Below are 15,978 nucleotides of genomic sequence, written 5' to 3'. Positions count from 1 at the left end.
TGAAAAAAAATCTTGCCAGTCATTTCGGTTTTGTGGTACAAAATTCTCACTCAACGTAGATTAACGATCGTTTCAAACCTTGCGATTCGATCAAAACACTCAGGCACTTGACCCTCGCTTCAAACAGCGAAAGTAACTTAAATCTAACCAACGGAAAGACTTCGCGTCTTGCTCCGCCTCTAAACATATGAGCGAAATCACCATCAACATCATTGACAACTCACGCACCATCAGCGGCTACGCCCACGGATCGTTCGGCGACGAACTGGTCGCAACACTCGCGGCTGAACCTGAAACCATCGCCGAGCTCGAAGAAGCGTTCCAGCGTTTCAGCGGACAAGACCCGGACTACAACCCGTTCGGCTGGTTCTACGAGGGATTCGATCCGGAACCCTACGACGCCGGAATTCTCGTCATCGATCTCGCCGCGCGTCTGATCGCCTGCGAGTCGACCTATTCATATCCCGGAACCGAAGGAACGATCAGCATTCGGATGGATGAAAACGGCGAACGTTTTCCTTTGCGGTACAAACTCTCCGACGAATGGGACTTCATTCGCGGCCTGCCCGAATATGAGGGTCGCGCTGCGGATCGGCGTCGCGAACGATGCGCGCGGCAAAAACTCGACGCGCGGAGCGTTCTGTACGGCGATCCGCTGTTCGAGTTTCTGATCGCCGAGTCCGAACTCAATCGCGCCAACGACGACGAGGATCTGCTCGCCGACATTCACGCCAAATGGCTGATGACGCCGCGCACCGATCTCGACGGCCGGACGCCGCGCGAGCTTCTGCTTGAGCGGCGCGACTTCATCGAGCACGATCTGCAGTCGCGGGCGCTTCAATGGTCATTTACGAAGGAATGCCCGCCGCCGCTTTCGATCGACTCGGACGCGTTCAAGTTTGCCGGTTTCGGGACGAACGAGATCGTCGTCTATTACGACTTCGTCCGCGACTTGGCTGTAGCGGCGATCTCCGACGAAAAGGCCGATGTCGGGACGTTGCGGGAATTCGCCGCCGACTGGCTCAGGCGCGGCCAACCGGAACTGTCGGACCGCGTGCCCGCCGAGATCATCGAATCCGAGCGCCGACGGATCAACCTCACCGCCTCGCCGCTCGAATACATCATCGACGACGATTGCGAGATCTGCCGGATGATGGCCGCCGAGTTCGACACGCCGATGTTCTGGCACCTCGACGGCTGCAATATGGAAGAGCGTTTCGAATTTTCATTTTTCGCGACCCGTGATGAATGGGAAGAGGACCGCCGGCAGTTTGAGCAATTCAACATCGAGTTCGAAAAGAAATACCGGACGACCAGGGTTTTTGAAAGCGAACCGTTTTGATCCGTTCGGCGGAAATTTAGAATGAGATTCACGTGACGCTCATCGTTTTAGGTGGTGGATCTGGATCTATTTTCGGCCGGAATCGTCAGCGGCTCGCCGCCCGGATGTGCGGAAAGGCTCAGGAGGATGTCTCAAAAGTCACCGAATTGAGTCTCCGAAGGAGACAAAGAACATAGCGTAGGGTGAAGCGAAGCGAAACCCTACGTGACGTTGCATTCCCGTCTTGGTCGCTGTAAGTGACCAACAATCATCGATTTATGTTCGTCTCCTTCGGAGACGGAAGTCGAATTCCGATCCTCACCTCGCGATTCTGCGCTATGGTGTCCGTCACCTTCGGCGACCCTAGGGACTTTTGAGACGGTCTCCACAGCCTTTCCGCCACATCCGGGCGGCAAGCCGCGGAGTCGGGAATTGGCACGATTGAAGCCTGTCCAAACGCATTTGCGGACAAAATCAATCCCGTCTCATTAGGAAATTGCCCGGGAGCTCAAACTCTTAGCGAACCGCGGAACCCTCGGGCGGCGTAGTAAGATTCTGCGCCGTTGTGATAGACGAAGACGTGCCCGAAGCGGCGGTCGCAAAAGAGCGCGCCGCCGAGGTTTCTGATGTCGGGAGGCGTGCTGATCCAACTCGACGTCTTCAAATCGAATTGGCCGAGTTCTTGTAGCTGACGGTATTCGGCCTCGGTCAGGATCTCAATCCCCATTTCCGTCGCCATTCCGATCCCATTGTTTTCCGGCTTATGTTCCTTCCTGGACTCCCAGGCGTCGCGGTCGTAGCAAACGCTTCGCCGGCCCTTCGGGCTTTCGGCCGAGCAGTCGAAAAATATGAACTCGCCGGTCGACTCATCGAACCCGACAACGTCCGGCTCGCCGCCGGTTCTTTCCATTTCACTGAGCGATCTAAGTTTTTCACCGTTCGCTTCGAGTTTTGCCCGCACATCGTCCCATTCAAGACCCTGATGGCGGTTCATATTTTCCGCAAATCGCTTCTGTAATACGCTGAGTAATTCTTCGCGATCCGGTGATGACATCTGTTTGTCTTTCATATTCTCCAGAGTCAAATCGTCAACCGCTCCATATCAAGAATAAGGGGAGCTAAGATCGACCTTAATTCTAACTCAAAATTTTAAGCTGGATAATCTCCAATCGCAAAGACTACGGCGTCACGGCCGGGACAGCAGTTTGAACGTTGATCTCGCACGGTTCGGCGTGGTTCATCCTGACGGGGGAAATCGCCTTCCCACCAAGTGGAGACTTCGTAGCGGCAACGAAAATGAATTTTGAGCCACTTTTTCAACATTTATCGCACTTAAATTTGAGACGTTTAACACTAATTCGCAACTGAGCTTAAGTATGGGACCAACAATATTCATCATCATATTTGTCGGCGTTATTCTCGCCGGTATTGCCAAGTATTTACGAACACGGGAGTTAAGTGACAAACTCGGACGTGAAGTTCAAGAACACGAGTTGGTTTCGCTGAATTCTTGGATGGAAGCCGAAAGCGAGTCTAACGATAATAACGGCAAGTCGTTGGCTCAAAAACCGGAACAAAGTCCCGTCAAAAACGAGACGATGGAAAATGTCGTCAATGAGGATTCGGAGCAGGCGCAACAACGGCCGAATAATTGTCCGAATTGCGGCGCGGTTTTATCTAAAGGAATTTCCCGTTGCCGGTTTTGCGGAGTTCATTTGAGCCGCAAAACTTTGGAAGAACACGCTTCAATTTTCCTCCACGATTTGGAAAAGGATTTTGACCGCGTGATTCCCGGTTTTCACGAACATCTGCGTTTGGGTTGTTTTTTTATCCCAGTTGCGGCTTTAACCGGAACGGCAATCGCTTATTTATTGTTGCCGGACACCACAACGAAATTTGTTTCCCTTATCGGCGTGTCGGTGCTGTCCTTGATCGTCGCGTACATTTGGTTGAATTTGGTTGATTCTCTTCTCACCAAGAAAGAGGGAGTTCTTTTTCATCATTTCATCGAACCGAAAATCAAACATTTTATTAGCGAAAATCAGTTAGAGCCGTTAGAGTTTGTGAATATTGCCAAACAAAGTCTCAATAAATACAACAAGTTGCTGAAGCATATTTTTCTTCGGTTTTGATTCTATTCTCCGTTGGATTCATCTTTGCCACCGAAATAGCCAAGGCATATCGTAATTATCCCGATTTGATGAATACCCGTTTAGCCGGCAAAACAATTATCGTCGAAGGTGACTTAGCTTCTGTCAACTTAAATGATGACAACGATGCGGGTTCATTTTTGATACAAGCCGCATTTAACGGTTCAAGCCTGGGCTTCGGGCTATGCAATTTGAATTCAGGCGCGAATGCACTATACGAAAAGTATAAGTCAATCGAGAACAAAAAAATCAAGGTGAAAGGCGTTCTAGCTGCCCAAGCCCCTTCGGATAAAGATTCTTCCAGGTCGGCTTTTGTTCTTGATAATTGCACGGTTCAATAACGCTGAATTTTGAAACGTAGGCGTGTCTGGGGAAAAGGAACCGTTATGGCTTTCTTGCCTGATGACAACAAATAGATTATCCGGCAGATTCTACTGCGTCCGGCTGGGCTCGTCCATAAAGATCAAGGCTCTAAACGCCATCAGATCAGCCAGCCAATCAACGATAAACGATCGCTCAAGTCCCAATTTGAGTCCTGACGAGAAACGGGCGCCGAATGTCGGTGCCCGTAAGTTCCTGATTCTAATGGAGCCACCCGTCGGATTTGAACCGACGACCTTTCGATTACGAATCGAATGCTCTACCAACTGAGCTAGGGTGGCTGATCTTTGAAACGCCCGATGAAAGGCGAATAGACTTTATATCAAAAACGTTGGCCCCAAGGCAAATCCGGGCGTGAGTTAAATAGAGAGAATTCGCGGCGTGTCTGCGTGGGTTTCATTTCTGCCTCCAACCGTGGAATCCGTCTGATTCCGGATCACCGAGCGCGACGGCCGGGCGTTCATTGCCACGAATGGCACGAATTTCACGAATTCCGGTTGGATGTTGCGCAACAACGCCCCGGCTGACCGTGAACGGTCTTTCTGGTTTTGATCGCTCGAACGCGTTCGTGAAATTCGTGCCGTTCGTGGCGATCGCGACGACTTTCTTGCCACGAATGGCACGAATTTCACTAATTCCGGTTGGATGTTGTGCGAAAACGCCCCGGCTGACCGTGAACGGTCTTTCTGGTTTTGATCGCTCGAACGCGTTCGTAAAATTCGTGCGATTCGCGGCGATCGCGACGACTTTCTTGCCACGAATGGCACGAATTTCACTAATTCCGGGCGGATGATGCGCAACAACGCCACGGCTGACCGTGAACGGTCTTTCTGGTTTTGATCGCTCGAACGCGTTCGTGAAATTCGTGCCGTTCGTGACGATCGCGACGACTTTCTTGCCGCGAATTTCACGAATTCCGGTTGGATGTTGCGCAACAACGCCCCGGCTGACCGTGAACGGTCTTTCTGGTTTTGATCGCTCGAACGCGTTCGTGAAATTCGTGCCGTTCGTGGCGATCGCGACGACTTTCTTGCCACGAATGGCACGAATTTCACGAATTCCGGTTGGATGTCGTGCGATAACGCCCCGGCTGACCGTGAACGGTCTTTCTGGTTTTGATCGCTCGAACGCGTTCGTGAAATTCGTGCGATTCGTGGCGATCGCGACGGCTTTCTTGCCGCGAATGGCACGAATTTCACTAATTCCGGTTGGATGTTGTGCGACAACGCCCCCGGCTGACCGTGAACGGTCTTTCAGGTTTTGATCGCTCGAACGCGTTCGTGAAATTCGTGCGATTCGTGGCGATCACCGCGATGCTTTTTGTTGCATTCTCGCGGCATTTCATCTATATTCGACGCACCTAAAGCATTCCCCGTTTTTGAAAAATCTTATGAATCCGACCGAAAAAAAATCAACCGTCTCAGAAGCCGTCCGCAAGCATAAAGAATTCCTGTTTCCGGCCGTTGCGAACTATTACCAGGAACCCGTCGAACTCGTCCGCGGCGAGGGCGAGCACGTCTGGGACAGCGACGGCAACCGCTATCTCGACTGTTTCGGCGGCGTGCTGACCGTCAGCGTCGGTCACGCGAATCCGAAGGTCAATGAAGCGATTATCGAACAGACGAAAAAACTTCAGCATACTTCGACTCTCTACGCCCACGAAAACCAATCGAATCTGGCGGAAAAACTCGCCGAGATCACCCCCGGAAATCTTAAGAAATCGTTCTTCACGTCGAGCGGGACCGAGGCCGACGATACCGCCGTTTTCGCCGCCAAGGTCGCGACCGGCCGGCACGAGATCGTCGTTTTGCGTCACAGCTATTCGGGCCGCAGCGCGACGGCGCTGTCGCACGTCGGACATTCGACGTGGCGTCCGCTTCCGGCGCAGGTCGCCGGCGTTGTCCACGCCCACGCGCCTTACTGCTATCGCTGCCCGTTCAAACTCGAATATCCGTCGTGCGACGTCGCCTGCGCCAGGGACATCAAGGAACTGATCCAAACGACGACGACCGGCGAGATCGCGGCGTTTATGGCCGAACCGATACTCGGCGTCGGCGGATTCATCACGCCGCCGAAAGAGTATTTCGAGATCGCCTACGGCATCGCGCGCGAGCACGGCGGCGTCTGCATTGCGGACGAGGTCCAGACCGCCTGGGGCCGAACCGGCGACAAATGGTTCGGGATCGAGCATTGGGGCGTCGAACCCGACATCATCACGTCGGCCAAAGGAATGGGCAACGGCGTCCCTATCGGCTGGACGATCGCGACGCCCGAGATCGCCGACAAGTTTCCGGGATTGACGTTTGCAACCTTCGGCGGAAATCCCGTTTCGATGGCCGCCGGGCTGGCGATCGTGAAATTGATCGAGGACGAGGATCTGCGAACGAATTGCCGTGTCGTCGGCGACTATCTCAGCGAACGGCTGCACGAGCTGAAGGAAAAATACCAGGTCATCGGCGACATCCGCGGCAAGGGATTGATGCAGGGAATCGAACTCGTCGTCGATCGGCAAACGAAAGAACCGAATTCGCAGGCCGTGCTCACGGTCTTCGAAGAAACCAAGCGCCGCGGCGTCCTGATCGGCAAAGGCGGTCTCTACGGCAACGTCATCCGCACGGGAATGATGCTCAATTCGACGAAGGACAATGTCGACGAATTGATCGCTGCGCTCGATCACGGTTTTGCGATGGTTTGATCATCGCTCCAACATCGGACGTTTTTGAGGGAGATCCCGCGCAAGGTTCGCGAAGACCGCAAAGTGCGGCGATCTCAACTGAAAACCGAACCGAATCTAAATCAACAAAGGAGAATTTAATGCGAATATCGATGAAGGTCTTTTTGTGTATGCTCGTCGCGGCAACGGCCGTGACGGCGTTCGGGCAGAAAACACGGGCGACTACGGCCAATGAGTTCAAAAAGCTTGCGGGTGCGGCCGACGAGATCGCCTCGCTTCGTTTGCCGAATCCGGCCGAGACGGGCTTGAGCTCGAAATCGGCGATGTTGCCGATCCGCGAAGGATTTCAGTCGATCGATATTCCGGTCGAAACCGCCGAGAACTTCCAGGTGATGATCATTGCCCGGAACGGCGAGATGTTCGACGTCAAGGCGACATTGCCGGGCGGCGAACGGCTCAATCCGCGGCTCGAATCGGCGTTCGCCGAGAGAACCGAAACGACATACGGACTCGGCGGCACTAGTTACCCTGCGGAAGTGTTCAAATTCGGAAAACTCGGTTCGGGGATCCTGAGACTGGAGATCGAAACGCCGAAGGACGGACTCGCGGGTGATTCGACGGTCGGATATCTTGTCTCTTCGAGCGATTCGCCGTATCGGCTCTACTCGTTTGTGAACACCAACCAGACGGTCAAAGGACGAGAGATCGGCGTCGTCGCGCGAATGTACGATGTGTCGACCGGCGACCTTCTCGCTTCTTCGGGAACGATCGCGAACTCGCAGATCGAGATCCGCACGCCGTCGGGCGCAATTGCGAAATTCGATATGTTTGACGACGGCGCTCACGCGGACGGGCTTGCGGGCGACGGAACCTTCGCCGGCGTGTTTGTTCCGCGCGAGTCCGGCAATTTCATCCTCCAGGTCGCGACGACCGGAAGGACCGGGACGGGCGAGGGGTTTTTGCGAACGGGCGAGCACGTGATCAACGTTGCCGAATCCGGAGCAGAGTTCTCGGGCGACGCATTTGTTCGTCAGTCGGACGAATCCCGTTTCGCAATCGATTTGCCGGTCGCGGGGCTTCGCTCCGGTCAGAAGGTGATTGCCTATGCTGAGGTTTGGGGGCAGGATTCGGAATCGGCCGTCGCTTGGATCGGCGGGATGACGATCGTCAAAAGAGGATTTTCCGCGCGTCAGTCCATCGTGCCGGTTTCGGTCGACGCGCGTTGGCTCGCACGTTCGGGAGAGAAGGGCGGCTACGAACTCCGAAACGTCCGTCTTCAGGATGCCGACGGAACTGTTACGTTGGGAACCGCCGGCAGAATACTCTTGCCGGAGATAAAGATTCCGGAATCGCTGAAATCGAGCTACTTTGGAGAGATCACGGATGATATGCGCACAGGGAAACGTCCCGCGGTGACCGTCGACAATGCGGTCGGCGGGAAACTGATGCTGATCCACGGGTACTGTTCGGGCGGCAACACGTTTCCGGCGTCGCAGTTCTCGAACAACATCGTGTTCAACGATCCGAACCAGAACCGGACGCACGATCAGTTCGCCAACCTGATCAAGAACTTTGGCGCCGCCTATCCGTCGTTCGGCGCGGTCGCGCACAGTCAGGGCGGGGCGGCGACGCTTCATCTTTACACTTATTACTGGAGCGGCCTCGATTATGCGACCGGACCCGGAACACGTCTGATCCAGTCGGTCGGAACGCCGTATCAAGGAACGGCTCTAGCCGGGAATCTCGCCTTGCTTGGGCAGATCTTCGGCGCCGGCTGCGGATCGAATGCCAATCTCAGCTATTCGGGCGCGGCCTCGTGGCTCGCGGGGATTCCGTCTTCGGCGCGTGCGAAGGTCTTCTATCACACGACGTCGTTCACCGATGTCTGGTGGCGCTATGACTACTGCAATCTGGCGACCGATCCGTTCCTTTCAGATCCCGAAGACGGCGTCGTCGAGCGCAGTTACGCGCAACTCTCGGGCGCAAACAATCTCGGCCACAAGACCGGGTGGTGCCATACTTCGGGAATGCGGGATCCGGCGCAGACGGGCGATTCGTCGCGCAATTCGAATATGAACTCGAATGCGATGAGATAACCGAACTATTGCCACGAATTGCACGAATCGCGCGAATCTCGTCGGAGATTCGTGCGATTCGCGCGTTTCGGCACGGTGCCGGGCCACTTGCATACACACGCTTCGGAATTCGACGCGACGGGCCACCACGTTCCGCTCCGCTTCACGTGGTGCTATCGCAAGCTCGCGTGCTCCGCACGCTTGAAGAAGCAAAATCAGCTCTCAAGCGGTTTTTTTCCTACGCGTTCCTGGAATACCTGGAATCTGGAATCGGGAGCTTTGAAAAACCGACTCTACGGCGGTCTCGGCACCGTTTCTGACAGGACACAGATAGATCGGATGCAAGAGGATACTTCAGCCTCAGCGTTCCGCCAAGATCCTTTTCTATCTCTGTTGATTGAAACAAATCCGCTCCATCCCGCCAATCTGTGTTCTGGAGGAAACGCGATCAGTTTCCGTCATATCGGTTTTTCAAAGCTCCCGAATCAGGAATCTCTGGAATCAGGAATCTCTGGAATCAGGAATCAGGAATCTCTGGAATCTGGAATCTCTGGAATCTGGAATCAGGAATCTCTGGAATCTGGAATCTCTGGAATCTGGAATACTTGGAATCCCGGGTTTGGAATCGTTACGGCTTTTCCGACAACGTCCCTGTTTCAAAACAACGCGCGTTGATCGTCGAGGCTTTTCGGGTCGACGTTTGGAAGTCCCAACAAAACCGAGAGTTTTCGCGCGCTTTCGGGTGCGTGGCCTTCGTAAAGATTGCTGAAATAAATGAACGTCTCGGGAGTTTCGAGCGACTCGATCGCGCGCGCCCATTCAGGCAGTTGGTCATCGCGGCTGCGACAGATCCGATCGAACGACGTCAGATCGCGCTCGCCCATAAAGCGGACGTAGGAGAATTCGCCGCGAATTCGCCGGGCCGCCGCAAAGATCGTTTCGCGCGGAATCCATTTTCCCTCGACCAACGCCGGCGTCGCTCCGTTTCTTGCGAGTTCATCGTATGTCCAATCGACAAACCATTCGCGCCGGCGAAATTCGACGGCAAACCGAATGTCACGCGGCAGACGTTCCAGGAATTGCCGCAGTCTGATCGCATTCGGGCGGTTGGCTTCAAACTGCGGCGGCAATTGGATCAGACAGACGGCGAGCTTCCGGCCGAGCCCGCGGATCCGTTCGCAAAACCCGTCAAGAATCGGAAAGGCGTCCTCGCTGAGCCGCATTTCGTGCGTGATCTCCTGCGGCATTTTTGGCGAGAAAGTGAAATCGTCGGACGTCTTTCGATACCAGTTTTCGATATTCGATGCCGGGGGGATCGCGTAAAAGGTCGAGTCTATCTCGGTCGTCCCAAACGCTTTCGAATAGAATCCGAGCATCTCGCCCGAACGTGTTCCCCGCGGGTAAAAGACGGGCGAGTCCGGCGATCTGGTCGTCCAATCGTCATAATTCCAGCCCTGACATCCAACGACGATCTTGGGTTTCGGATTTGGGATTTCGGATTCCATCGGGCGTGTCTATTGTATAATCTTTTGCCATTGCCGAAAAAACTTCAGATAAATGTAACCGACCGGCGGCGCTGCGCGTCATTTGAAGTGACACACAGTTTTTGGAGTTTCAAATGAAGAACTTTCTATCGGACGAAAAACTCGATCAGATCCTGAAAACGATTGTCGAGGACGCGCGTTTTAACGATCAAGCGGTCGACGAGATCGCGAATTCACCTCAGTTGTGGTGGGGAGTCCAACGCCGTATCGTCGGTCAGAAACCGGTAGCGCGGTTTGGATGGCTTCCGTCCTTCGATCTGAGACTCTTGGCGTTTGCCTCGTTGGCGTTGGTCGCGTTCCTCGGCTTTGCCTGGATGACGCGTTCGGATGAGAGTTTGACGGTTGCGAAATTTCAGCATTCAAACGCGGTGGGGATCAATTTCGAGGTACCGACTCCGCAAGTCCAAGCAGTTGAGCCCGATCAGCCGGCCCTTCGCTCCGTGAAGACGGTATCAAAGCGTTCCGTAAAAAAGCGCCCGGCGAATAAGGCTCAAACGGAGCGGCGCGATCGGATTGAATCAACCGAACAAGACGACGTCAAGTCGGATTTCATCGCGCTGATGTACTCGTCGGACGAGGAAAGCGGACAGCTTGTGAAGGTCAAGGTCCCGCGCTCGATGATGGTTTCGCTGGGAGTTTCGATGAATGTTCAAAACGGTTCCGAGTTTGTGAACGCCGAGGTTTTAATGGGTGGCGACGGATCGGCGCGTGCGATCCGTTTCATTCAGTAGTTTTTTTGAGGTGAGAGTATGAGATCCGTGTTTTTGATGTTGATCGCTTTGCTTTCGCTGTCGATGCTCGTCATCGCCCAGCGGCCGCGAATCGAAGGCCCGCCCGAGTGGGCGAAGATCGTTGATGTAAACAAGAACGGACGTATCGAGTCCGATGAATTTCGCGAGGCGGCGGAGACTTTCTTCCAGGTTACCGACGGCAACAAGAACGGGATAATCGAACTGAGCGAGCTTCCGGCAAGGCCGGGCGGTAAGCCGGGACGGATCGAAAAGGATCGAGTTCCGCCGTTCCTGTTTCTCGAATTCGGCGACATCGACCTGAATCGCGAAGCATTCTTGCAGAAGGCAAATCAGAAATTTGCGAGGATCGACGTCGATGGCGACCGAACCCTGGATTGGGAAGAGATCAAAGTCGTTCGCCCCGAAAACGACGATCGCCGGGGCCGCGACGACCGCAGGGACGCGCCGAACGGAGCGATGGCCAAGTTCGTCGGTTCCGAGTTACGATTCGGAGACAAACTCGTCAAAGGCGCTCCGTTTTCCGCCGAAACGGTCCGCGAGGAATCGAAGCGGTTATTTGATGGCTCGCTGGTCAAGTCTCAGAGCAAGGGAGAGATCTACCGCGATGGCGAGGGTCGCGTCCGTCAGGAGATGCCGTTCGATTCGATCGCGGGATTTCCGGTGATGAATCGCAATGACCAGCCGCTCAGGCTGGTGCATATCGTCGATCATGTTGCGGGAAAAACGTACTCGCTGAATACGACCGAAAAGACCTATTTCAACATTCCGTTCAAACAGGCTTCGCCGCTCGAGCCGAAAAATGAACCGCGGGAAGCGAAGAAAGAAGCGCTCGGCAAGCAGACGATCGAAGGGGTCACCGCCGAGGGCACCCGCATCACGATCGAGATTCCGGTCGGTGAGATCGGCAACGACAAACCGATCAACGTTGTCACCGAGAAATGGTACTCGCCGGAACTGCAGATGATCATCCTGTCGAAGCATACCGATCCGTTCATCGGTGAAGTGATCTTTCGCTTGGTGAATATCAAGCTCGGAGAGCCCGCCGCTGAACTTTTCAAGATTCCGGCCGACTACAAAGAGACGGAAGCGCGGCCAAAGGACGAAAGGCGTCCGCAGCCGGATAATCGCAGACCCCAGATGGACGACCGGCGACCGCCGATGGACGGCCGACGTCCCGTTCTGGGTGATAGACGTCCGCCGATGAGGCCGTAGGCGTTTGGTTGAGAATTGGTTGTTTGAATTTGAATGATCGAGGAAGCCTTAAAGTTGGACCAGATTCTGAACGCGAGCAATTCGAACGCCGTCGAGGCGGTTACCGATGAGGAACTGGTGCAGGCGGTTCTGGCAGGTGACGAAGCGGCGTTCGCGGTGCTGTTCGAGCGTTACAAACGGCTGGTCGTCCACCTTGTCGGACGGTTTTTCAATCAACGGGAACTGGTCGAAGAGTTTTCGCAGGTGGTCTTTACGAAGGCTTATTTCTCATTGAAGAATTTTCGGGGCGGACAGGAGAAATCTTTCACCTCCTGGATTTCAAGGGTCACCGTCAACGTCTGTTACGACGAACTTCGACGGCGGCAAAGACGGCCCGAAGATCTTTTCGCAGAACTTGGAACGGCCGAATCGGAATACATCGAGAACGTTGCCGCAAATGGTTCCTTAGAAAGCGAAAATGATCTCGTCAATCGTGATCTTGCGGAAAAACTTCTCGCGGGACTCGATGCCAAGGACCGGCTCGCCGTCACGCTCTTTCACGGCGAGGAGATGTCGATCAAAGAGGTCGCCAACGCGGTCGGTTGGTCTGAGAGCAATGTCAAGGTTCGCCTGATGCGGACACGCAGTTATCTACGTTCATTAATTGAAAGGTTGGGTTGAAAGTAATGAAGAAAGTTAAACTATTCGCAGTTATTGTTTTTGCCGGAGCGGCATTGATGTTTGGGCTATTCAAGACGTCTCCGACGGCGTCGGGGCAGACATCGTTGGCGACGCCGACGGGATTTTCAGCGACGACAAATCGTTATAACAACAAGGTCGGGCTGTATTGGGACGCGATCCGCGGGGCGACGAATTACAGGGTACTTCGTAGTACCACAAATAATTCGGCAACGGCGACCGACATCGGAACGACGGCAGCCAATTTCTTTTTCGACTCAACGGCAACGGCCGGCCAGACATTTTTCTATTGGGTTCGTGCCGAGAACCAGTCGACGACGAGCGGCTTGACGCCGGCGGCGCAGGGCGTGCGCGCGATCGCGACTAATCAAGGACCGGTTCCGCCGCTTGAGCCGCCGCCACCCGGACCGCCTGCGAATCCGATGACCGCTGCCAAGGCATATCTCGGCAAAGCGCTCTTCTGGGACGAGCAGTTGTCGGCCACGCGAACCGTGTCCTGCGGCTCTTGTCACCGAGCGGGCACCGGCGGCAGCGATCCGCGTTCACTGGTCACTCTTTTCAGTTCAAAGAACCCGGGAAGCGACAGCCTCTTCAACACCCCCGACGATGTCGTCGGTTCGCCGGGCGTTCCGCTCAACAACGCGGACGGCACATACAGCTGGTCGACGAATTTCGGTTTTCGCACACAGGTGACGGGCCGCAAGGCGAATTCGCACATCAATGCGGCATACGCACCCGTTCTTTTCTGGGACGGCCGCGCTTCGGGCACTTTCCGCGATCCGGTGACGAACAATATCGTCATCAACAACGGTGGCGCGCTTGAAAGTCAAGCGGTCGGTCCCCCGGTCAGTTCGGTGGAAATGGGACACGGAACAAGCAACTGGACGCTGCTTGCCGGTCAGATCTCGACCGCTAAACCTCTGGTCCTGACGACCGATGTCCCGGTCGCCCTTGAGACGTGGATCGGCGGCCGCACTTATCCGGAACTTTTCCAGGAAGCTTTCGGAACGTCGGATGTGACGCCTTCGCGGATTGCAATGGCGATCGCCTCGTATGAACGCACGCTTTTCTCCGATCAAACGCCGCTGGACCTCGACAACGCCGGAATCACGCCACTGCCGCCCGCCGAGAATCGCGGACGGGGTGTGTTTGGCGGTACGCAGTGCGCGGTCTGTCACGCCGGCAATCTGCTGACCAACAACTCATTCCAGAATATCGGCTTGCGACCCGCAGGCGAGGATACCGGACGCTTTCAGGTTACCGGAGCGCAGAACAACATCGGACAGTTTCGTGTGCCGGGCTTGAGAAACGTCGCTCTGCGTTCATCTTTTATGCACAACGGCAAGTTCTCGACCCTGGAAGAGGTAATCGAGTTTTACAACCGCGGCGGCGATTTTCGAAACGAACCGAATTTTGCGGCCGGCCTCGTTCAGCCGAGGAATTTGAATCCCGGCCAGAAGGCTGATCTCGCGGCTTTTCTTCGAAACTCGCTGGTTGACGCGCGTGTCCGCAATGAACTGCCGCCGTTTGATGCGCCGCGTCCGTTTGCTGACACGAATCGCGTTCCGGTGATCGTCGGAACGGGAATCGCCGGATCGAATTCGTTGGTTCCGCAGGCATTTGCCATTGAACCGCCGCTTGTCGGAAACCCGAGCTTCACGGTCGCGGTTTCGAGCGCACTCGGCAATGCGAACGTGGTTCTGGTCGTCGATGAGACCGATCCGGGAGCGACGTCGACAATTCCTGCGACCGGCAACTTTGCGCGCGTTGCGTTGACGACCCAGGGCACTGGCGCGGGAAACGGATTCGCCTCGGTGAGTTTGGCGATCCCGGACAATGCCGCTCTGGTGGGTCGAACATTCTTTGGTCGATGGTATGTCACGGATCCGGGCGCGGCCGGCGGCGTCGCGGTTTCGCAGGCGTTCCGCTTCACGGCTTTTGGAACTGCGTCACGTAGTCAGGGCGGTTTCGTTGACTTCGACGGTGACGGCAAGACCGATGTCTCGATCGTTCGCCCGGGCGTTGCGGAATGGTGGTACCTGCGCAGTTCAGACGGCGTGAACCGCGCGTTCCAGTTCGGCTCGGCGACCGACACGATGGCGCCGGCTGACTTCACCGGCGACGGCAAAACCGACATTGCGGTATTCCGTCCCGGAACGGGAGAATGGTACGTGATGCGCAGCGAGGACGCGAGTTTCTACTCGTTCCCGTTCGGCGCGTCGGGCGATATTCCGGCGCCGGGCGATTTCGATGCCGACGGCAAGGCCGACGCGGCGGTGTTCAGGCCTTCGAACGCGACGTGGTACGTGCAGCGTTCGTCGGATAACGGGACGACGATCCAGCAGTTCGGCGCCAACGGCGACGTTCCGCAGGTCGGCGATTACGACGGCGACGGCCGCGCCGATATGGCGATCTATCGTCCGAGCGTCGGCCAATGGTGGCTGAACCGTTCGACGGCGGGCGTCATCGCGGCGACGTTCGGGATTTCGTCCGACAAGCCGATGGCACGCGACTTCACCGGCGACGGCAAGACGGACCTTGCGTTCTGGCGGCCTTCGTCGGGCGAGAGTGGTTCGTGTTGAGATCGGAAGATTCGACGTATTACTCGGCGCCGTTCGGAATCTCGACCGACATTCCGGTGGCGGGCGACTATGACGGCGACGGCAAGGCCGACACGGCGGTGTTCCGTCCGTCGGCGGCGACTTGGTACGTCAACCGCTCGACTCAAGGATTGCTGATCCAGTCGTTCGGCGCGGCGACGGACATTCCGGTTCCGTCGGCATACACGCCGTAACGATTTCGGATTCGGGATTTGGGATTTCGGATTTGGAATCTGGAATTTGGAATCTGGAATTTGGATTTGGAATTTGGAATCTGGAATTCGGAATTTGGAATCTGGAATCTGGAATTTGGAATTCGGAATTTGGAATCTGGAATCTGGAATTCGGAATTTGGAATCTGGAATCTGGAATCTGGAATCTGGAATTTGGAATTCGGAATTTGGAATTTGGAATTTGGAATTTGGAATTTGGAATTCGGAATTTGGAATGCCCGCGGATTTCGCGAATCAGTTTTGATTCGCGCGGTCCGCGGGCAAATTCATTGGGGGAAATTCTTTCGGAATAGCTGATATCGGAATAGCTGATAGATGATAGTGGGTAGCTGATAGTTTCAGTTCTCACTTCTCACTT

General features: G+C 55.2%; 14 protein-coding genes and 1 tRNA gene. 10 read left to right on the top strand and 5 right to left on the bottom strand.

Features of this window, described 5'->3' with window-relative positions; genetic code table 11:
- Positions 1-187: 187 nt before the first annotated feature.
- The gene (locus tag IPN69_21880; GenBank protein ID MBK8813356.1) at positions 188-1,342 is read left to right on the top strand and encodes a hypothetical protein; all 1,155 of its coding nucleotides are present in this window, start codon (positions 188-190) and stop codon (positions 1,340-1,342) included.
- A gap of 487 nt (positions 1,343-1,829) precedes the next feature.
- Here IPN69_21880 and IPN69_21875 read toward each other — a convergent pair whose 3' ends face one another.
- On the bottom strand, positions 1,830-2,390 hold the full coding sequence (locus IPN69_21875) for a DUF4256 domain-containing protein (GenBank protein MBK8813355.1): 561 nt from the start codon (positions 2,388-2,390) through the stop codon (positions 1,830-1,832).
- 307 nt (positions 2,391-2,697) lie between these two features.
- On the opposite strand from IPN69_21875, the gene IPN69_21870 reads away from it, so the two are divergent.
- Together IPN69_21870 and IPN69_21865 are read left to right on the top strand one after the other, a co-directional pair.
- Positions 2,698-3,453, top strand: coding sequence for a hypothetical protein (locus IPN69_21870; protein ID MBK8813354.1), 756 nt, complete (start codon positions 2,698-2,700; stop codon positions 3,451-3,453).
- Positions 3,450-3,812 (top strand): hypothetical protein, encoded by a 363-nt coding sequence (locus IPN69_21865; GenBank protein MBK8813353.1) that lies wholly within the window; start codon positions 3,450-3,452, stop codon positions 3,810-3,812. The genes IPN69_21870 and IPN69_21865 overlap by 4 nt, the downstream gene beginning before the upstream one ends.
- Positions 3,813-4,057: 245 nt before the next feature.
- On the opposite strand, the gene IPN69_21860 is transcribed toward IPN69_21865, so the two are convergent.
- Positions 4,058-4,133, bottom strand: a tRNA-Thr gene (locus IPN69_21860).
- 1,109 nt (positions 4,134-5,242) lie between these two features.
- On the opposite strand from IPN69_21860, the gene IPN69_21855 reads away from it, so the two are divergent.
- Both IPN69_21855 and IPN69_21850 read left to right on the top strand, forming a co-directional pair.
- A complete protein-coding gene (locus IPN69_21855; protein MBK8813352.1) occupies positions 5,243-6,547 on the top strand; it encodes an aspartate aminotransferase family protein in 1,305 nt (434 codons plus the stop codon).
- Positions 6,548-6,666: 119 nt separating this feature from the next.
- On the top strand, positions 6,667-8,622 hold the full coding sequence (locus tag IPN69_21850) for a conditioned medium factor (GenBank protein ID MBK8813351.1): 1,956 nt from the start codon (positions 6,667-6,669) through the stop codon (positions 8,620-8,622).
- Positions 8,623-9,102: 480 nt separating this feature from the next.
- Here IPN69_21850 and IPN69_21845 read toward each other — a convergent pair whose 3' ends face one another.
- Together IPN69_21845 and IPN69_21840 are read right to left on the bottom strand one after the other, a co-directional pair.
- Complete coding sequence (locus IPN69_21845; GenBank protein MBK8813350.1) at positions 9,103-9,261, bottom strand: hypothetical protein; 159 nt, start codon at positions 9,259-9,261, stop codon at positions 9,103-9,105.
- Positions 9,258-10,106 (bottom strand): DUF72 domain-containing protein, encoded by an 849-nt coding sequence (locus tag IPN69_21840; GenBank protein MBK8813349.1) that lies wholly within the window; start codon positions 10,104-10,106, stop codon positions 9,258-9,260. The genes IPN69_21845 and IPN69_21840 overlap by 4 nt, the downstream gene beginning before the upstream one ends.
- Positions 10,107-10,219: 113 nt before the next feature.
- Here IPN69_21840 and IPN69_21835 point away from each other — a divergent pair, with 113 nt between their 5' ends.
- From IPN69_21835 to IPN69_21815, 5 genes are read left to right on the top strand one after another with little or no spacing between them, the layout of a single operon-like run.
- Positions 10,220-10,876: a hypothetical protein gene (locus IPN69_21835; protein ID MBK8813348.1), complete on the top strand. Its 657-nt coding sequence runs from the start codon at positions 10,220-10,222 to the stop codon at positions 10,874-10,876.
- A gap of 18 nt (positions 10,877-10,894) precedes the next feature.
- The gene (locus IPN69_21830; protein ID MBK8813347.1) at positions 10,895-12,109 is read left to right on the top strand and encodes a hypothetical protein; all 1,215 of its coding nucleotides are present in this window, start codon (positions 10,895-10,897) and stop codon (positions 12,107-12,109) included.
- A gap of 54 nt (positions 12,110-12,163) precedes the next feature.
- On the top strand, positions 12,164-12,769 hold the full coding sequence (locus IPN69_21825; GenBank protein ID MBK8813346.1) for an RNA polymerase sigma factor: 606 nt from the start codon (positions 12,164-12,166) through the stop codon (positions 12,767-12,769).
- 5 nt (positions 12,770-12,774) lie between these two features.
- Complete coding sequence (locus tag IPN69_21820) at positions 12,775-15,369, top strand: VCBS repeat-containing protein (protein ID MBK8813345.1); 2,595 nt, start codon at positions 12,775-12,777, stop codon at positions 15,367-15,369.
- Positions 15,363-15,581 (top strand): hypothetical protein, encoded by a 219-nt coding sequence (locus IPN69_21815; protein ID MBK8813344.1) that lies wholly within the window; start codon positions 15,363-15,365, stop codon positions 15,579-15,581. Before IPN69_21820 ends, IPN69_21815 begins: the two co-directional genes overlap by 7 nt.
- On the opposite strand, the gene IPN69_21810 is transcribed toward IPN69_21815, so the two are convergent.
- A complete protein-coding gene (locus IPN69_21810) occupies positions 15,499-15,969 on the bottom strand; it encodes a hypothetical protein (GenBank protein ID MBK8813343.1) in 471 nt (156 codons plus the stop codon). The genes IPN69_21815 and IPN69_21810 overlap by 83 nt on opposite strands.
- Positions 15,970-15,978 lie beyond the last annotated feature (9 nt).

It is taken from the genome of Acidobacteriota bacterium, from assembly GCA_016715115.1.
Lineage (GTDB): Bacteria > Acidobacteriota > Blastocatellia > Pyrinomonadales > Pyrinomonadaceae > JAFDVJ01.
This window is presented reverse-complemented; position numbering and strand designations above follow the sequence as displayed.

What these genes read in the sequence shown, in the direction of transcription:
- IPN69_21830 (MBK8813347.1), top strand. Translation starts at nt 10,895, where the DNA reads ATGAGATCCGTGTTTTTGATGTTGATCGCTTTGCTTTCGCTGTCGATG.
- IPN69_21875 (MBK8813355.1), bottom strand. Translation starts at nt 2,390, where the DNA reads ATGAAAGACAAACAGATGTCATCACCGGATCGCGAAGAATTACTCAGC.
- IPN69_21855 (MBK8813352.1), top strand. Translation starts at nt 5,243, where the DNA reads ATGAATCCGACCGAAAAAAAATCAACCGTCTCAGAAGCCGTCCGCAAG.
- IPN69_21850 (MBK8813351.1), top strand. Translation starts at nt 6,667, where the DNA reads ATGCGAATATCGATGAAGGTCTTTTTGTGTATGCTCGTCGCGGCAACG.
- IPN69_21880 (MBK8813356.1), top strand. Translation starts at nt 188, where the DNA reads ATGAGCGAAATCACCATCAACATCATTGACAACTCACGCACCATCAGC.
- IPN69_21840 (MBK8813349.1), bottom strand. Translation starts at nt 10,106, where the DNA reads ATGGAATCCGAAATCCCAAATCCGAAACCCAAGATCGTCGTTGGATGT.
- IPN69_21870 (MBK8813354.1), top strand. Translation starts at nt 2,698, where the DNA reads ATGGGACCAACAATATTCATCATCATATTTGTCGGCGTTATTCTCGCC.
- IPN69_21835 (MBK8813348.1), top strand. Translation starts at nt 10,220, where the DNA reads ATGAAGAACTTTCTATCGGACGAAAAACTCGATCAGATCCTGAAAACG.
- IPN69_21820 (MBK8813345.1), top strand. Translation starts at nt 12,775, where the DNA reads ATGAAGAAAGTTAAACTATTCGCAGTTATTGTTTTTGCCGGAGCGGCA.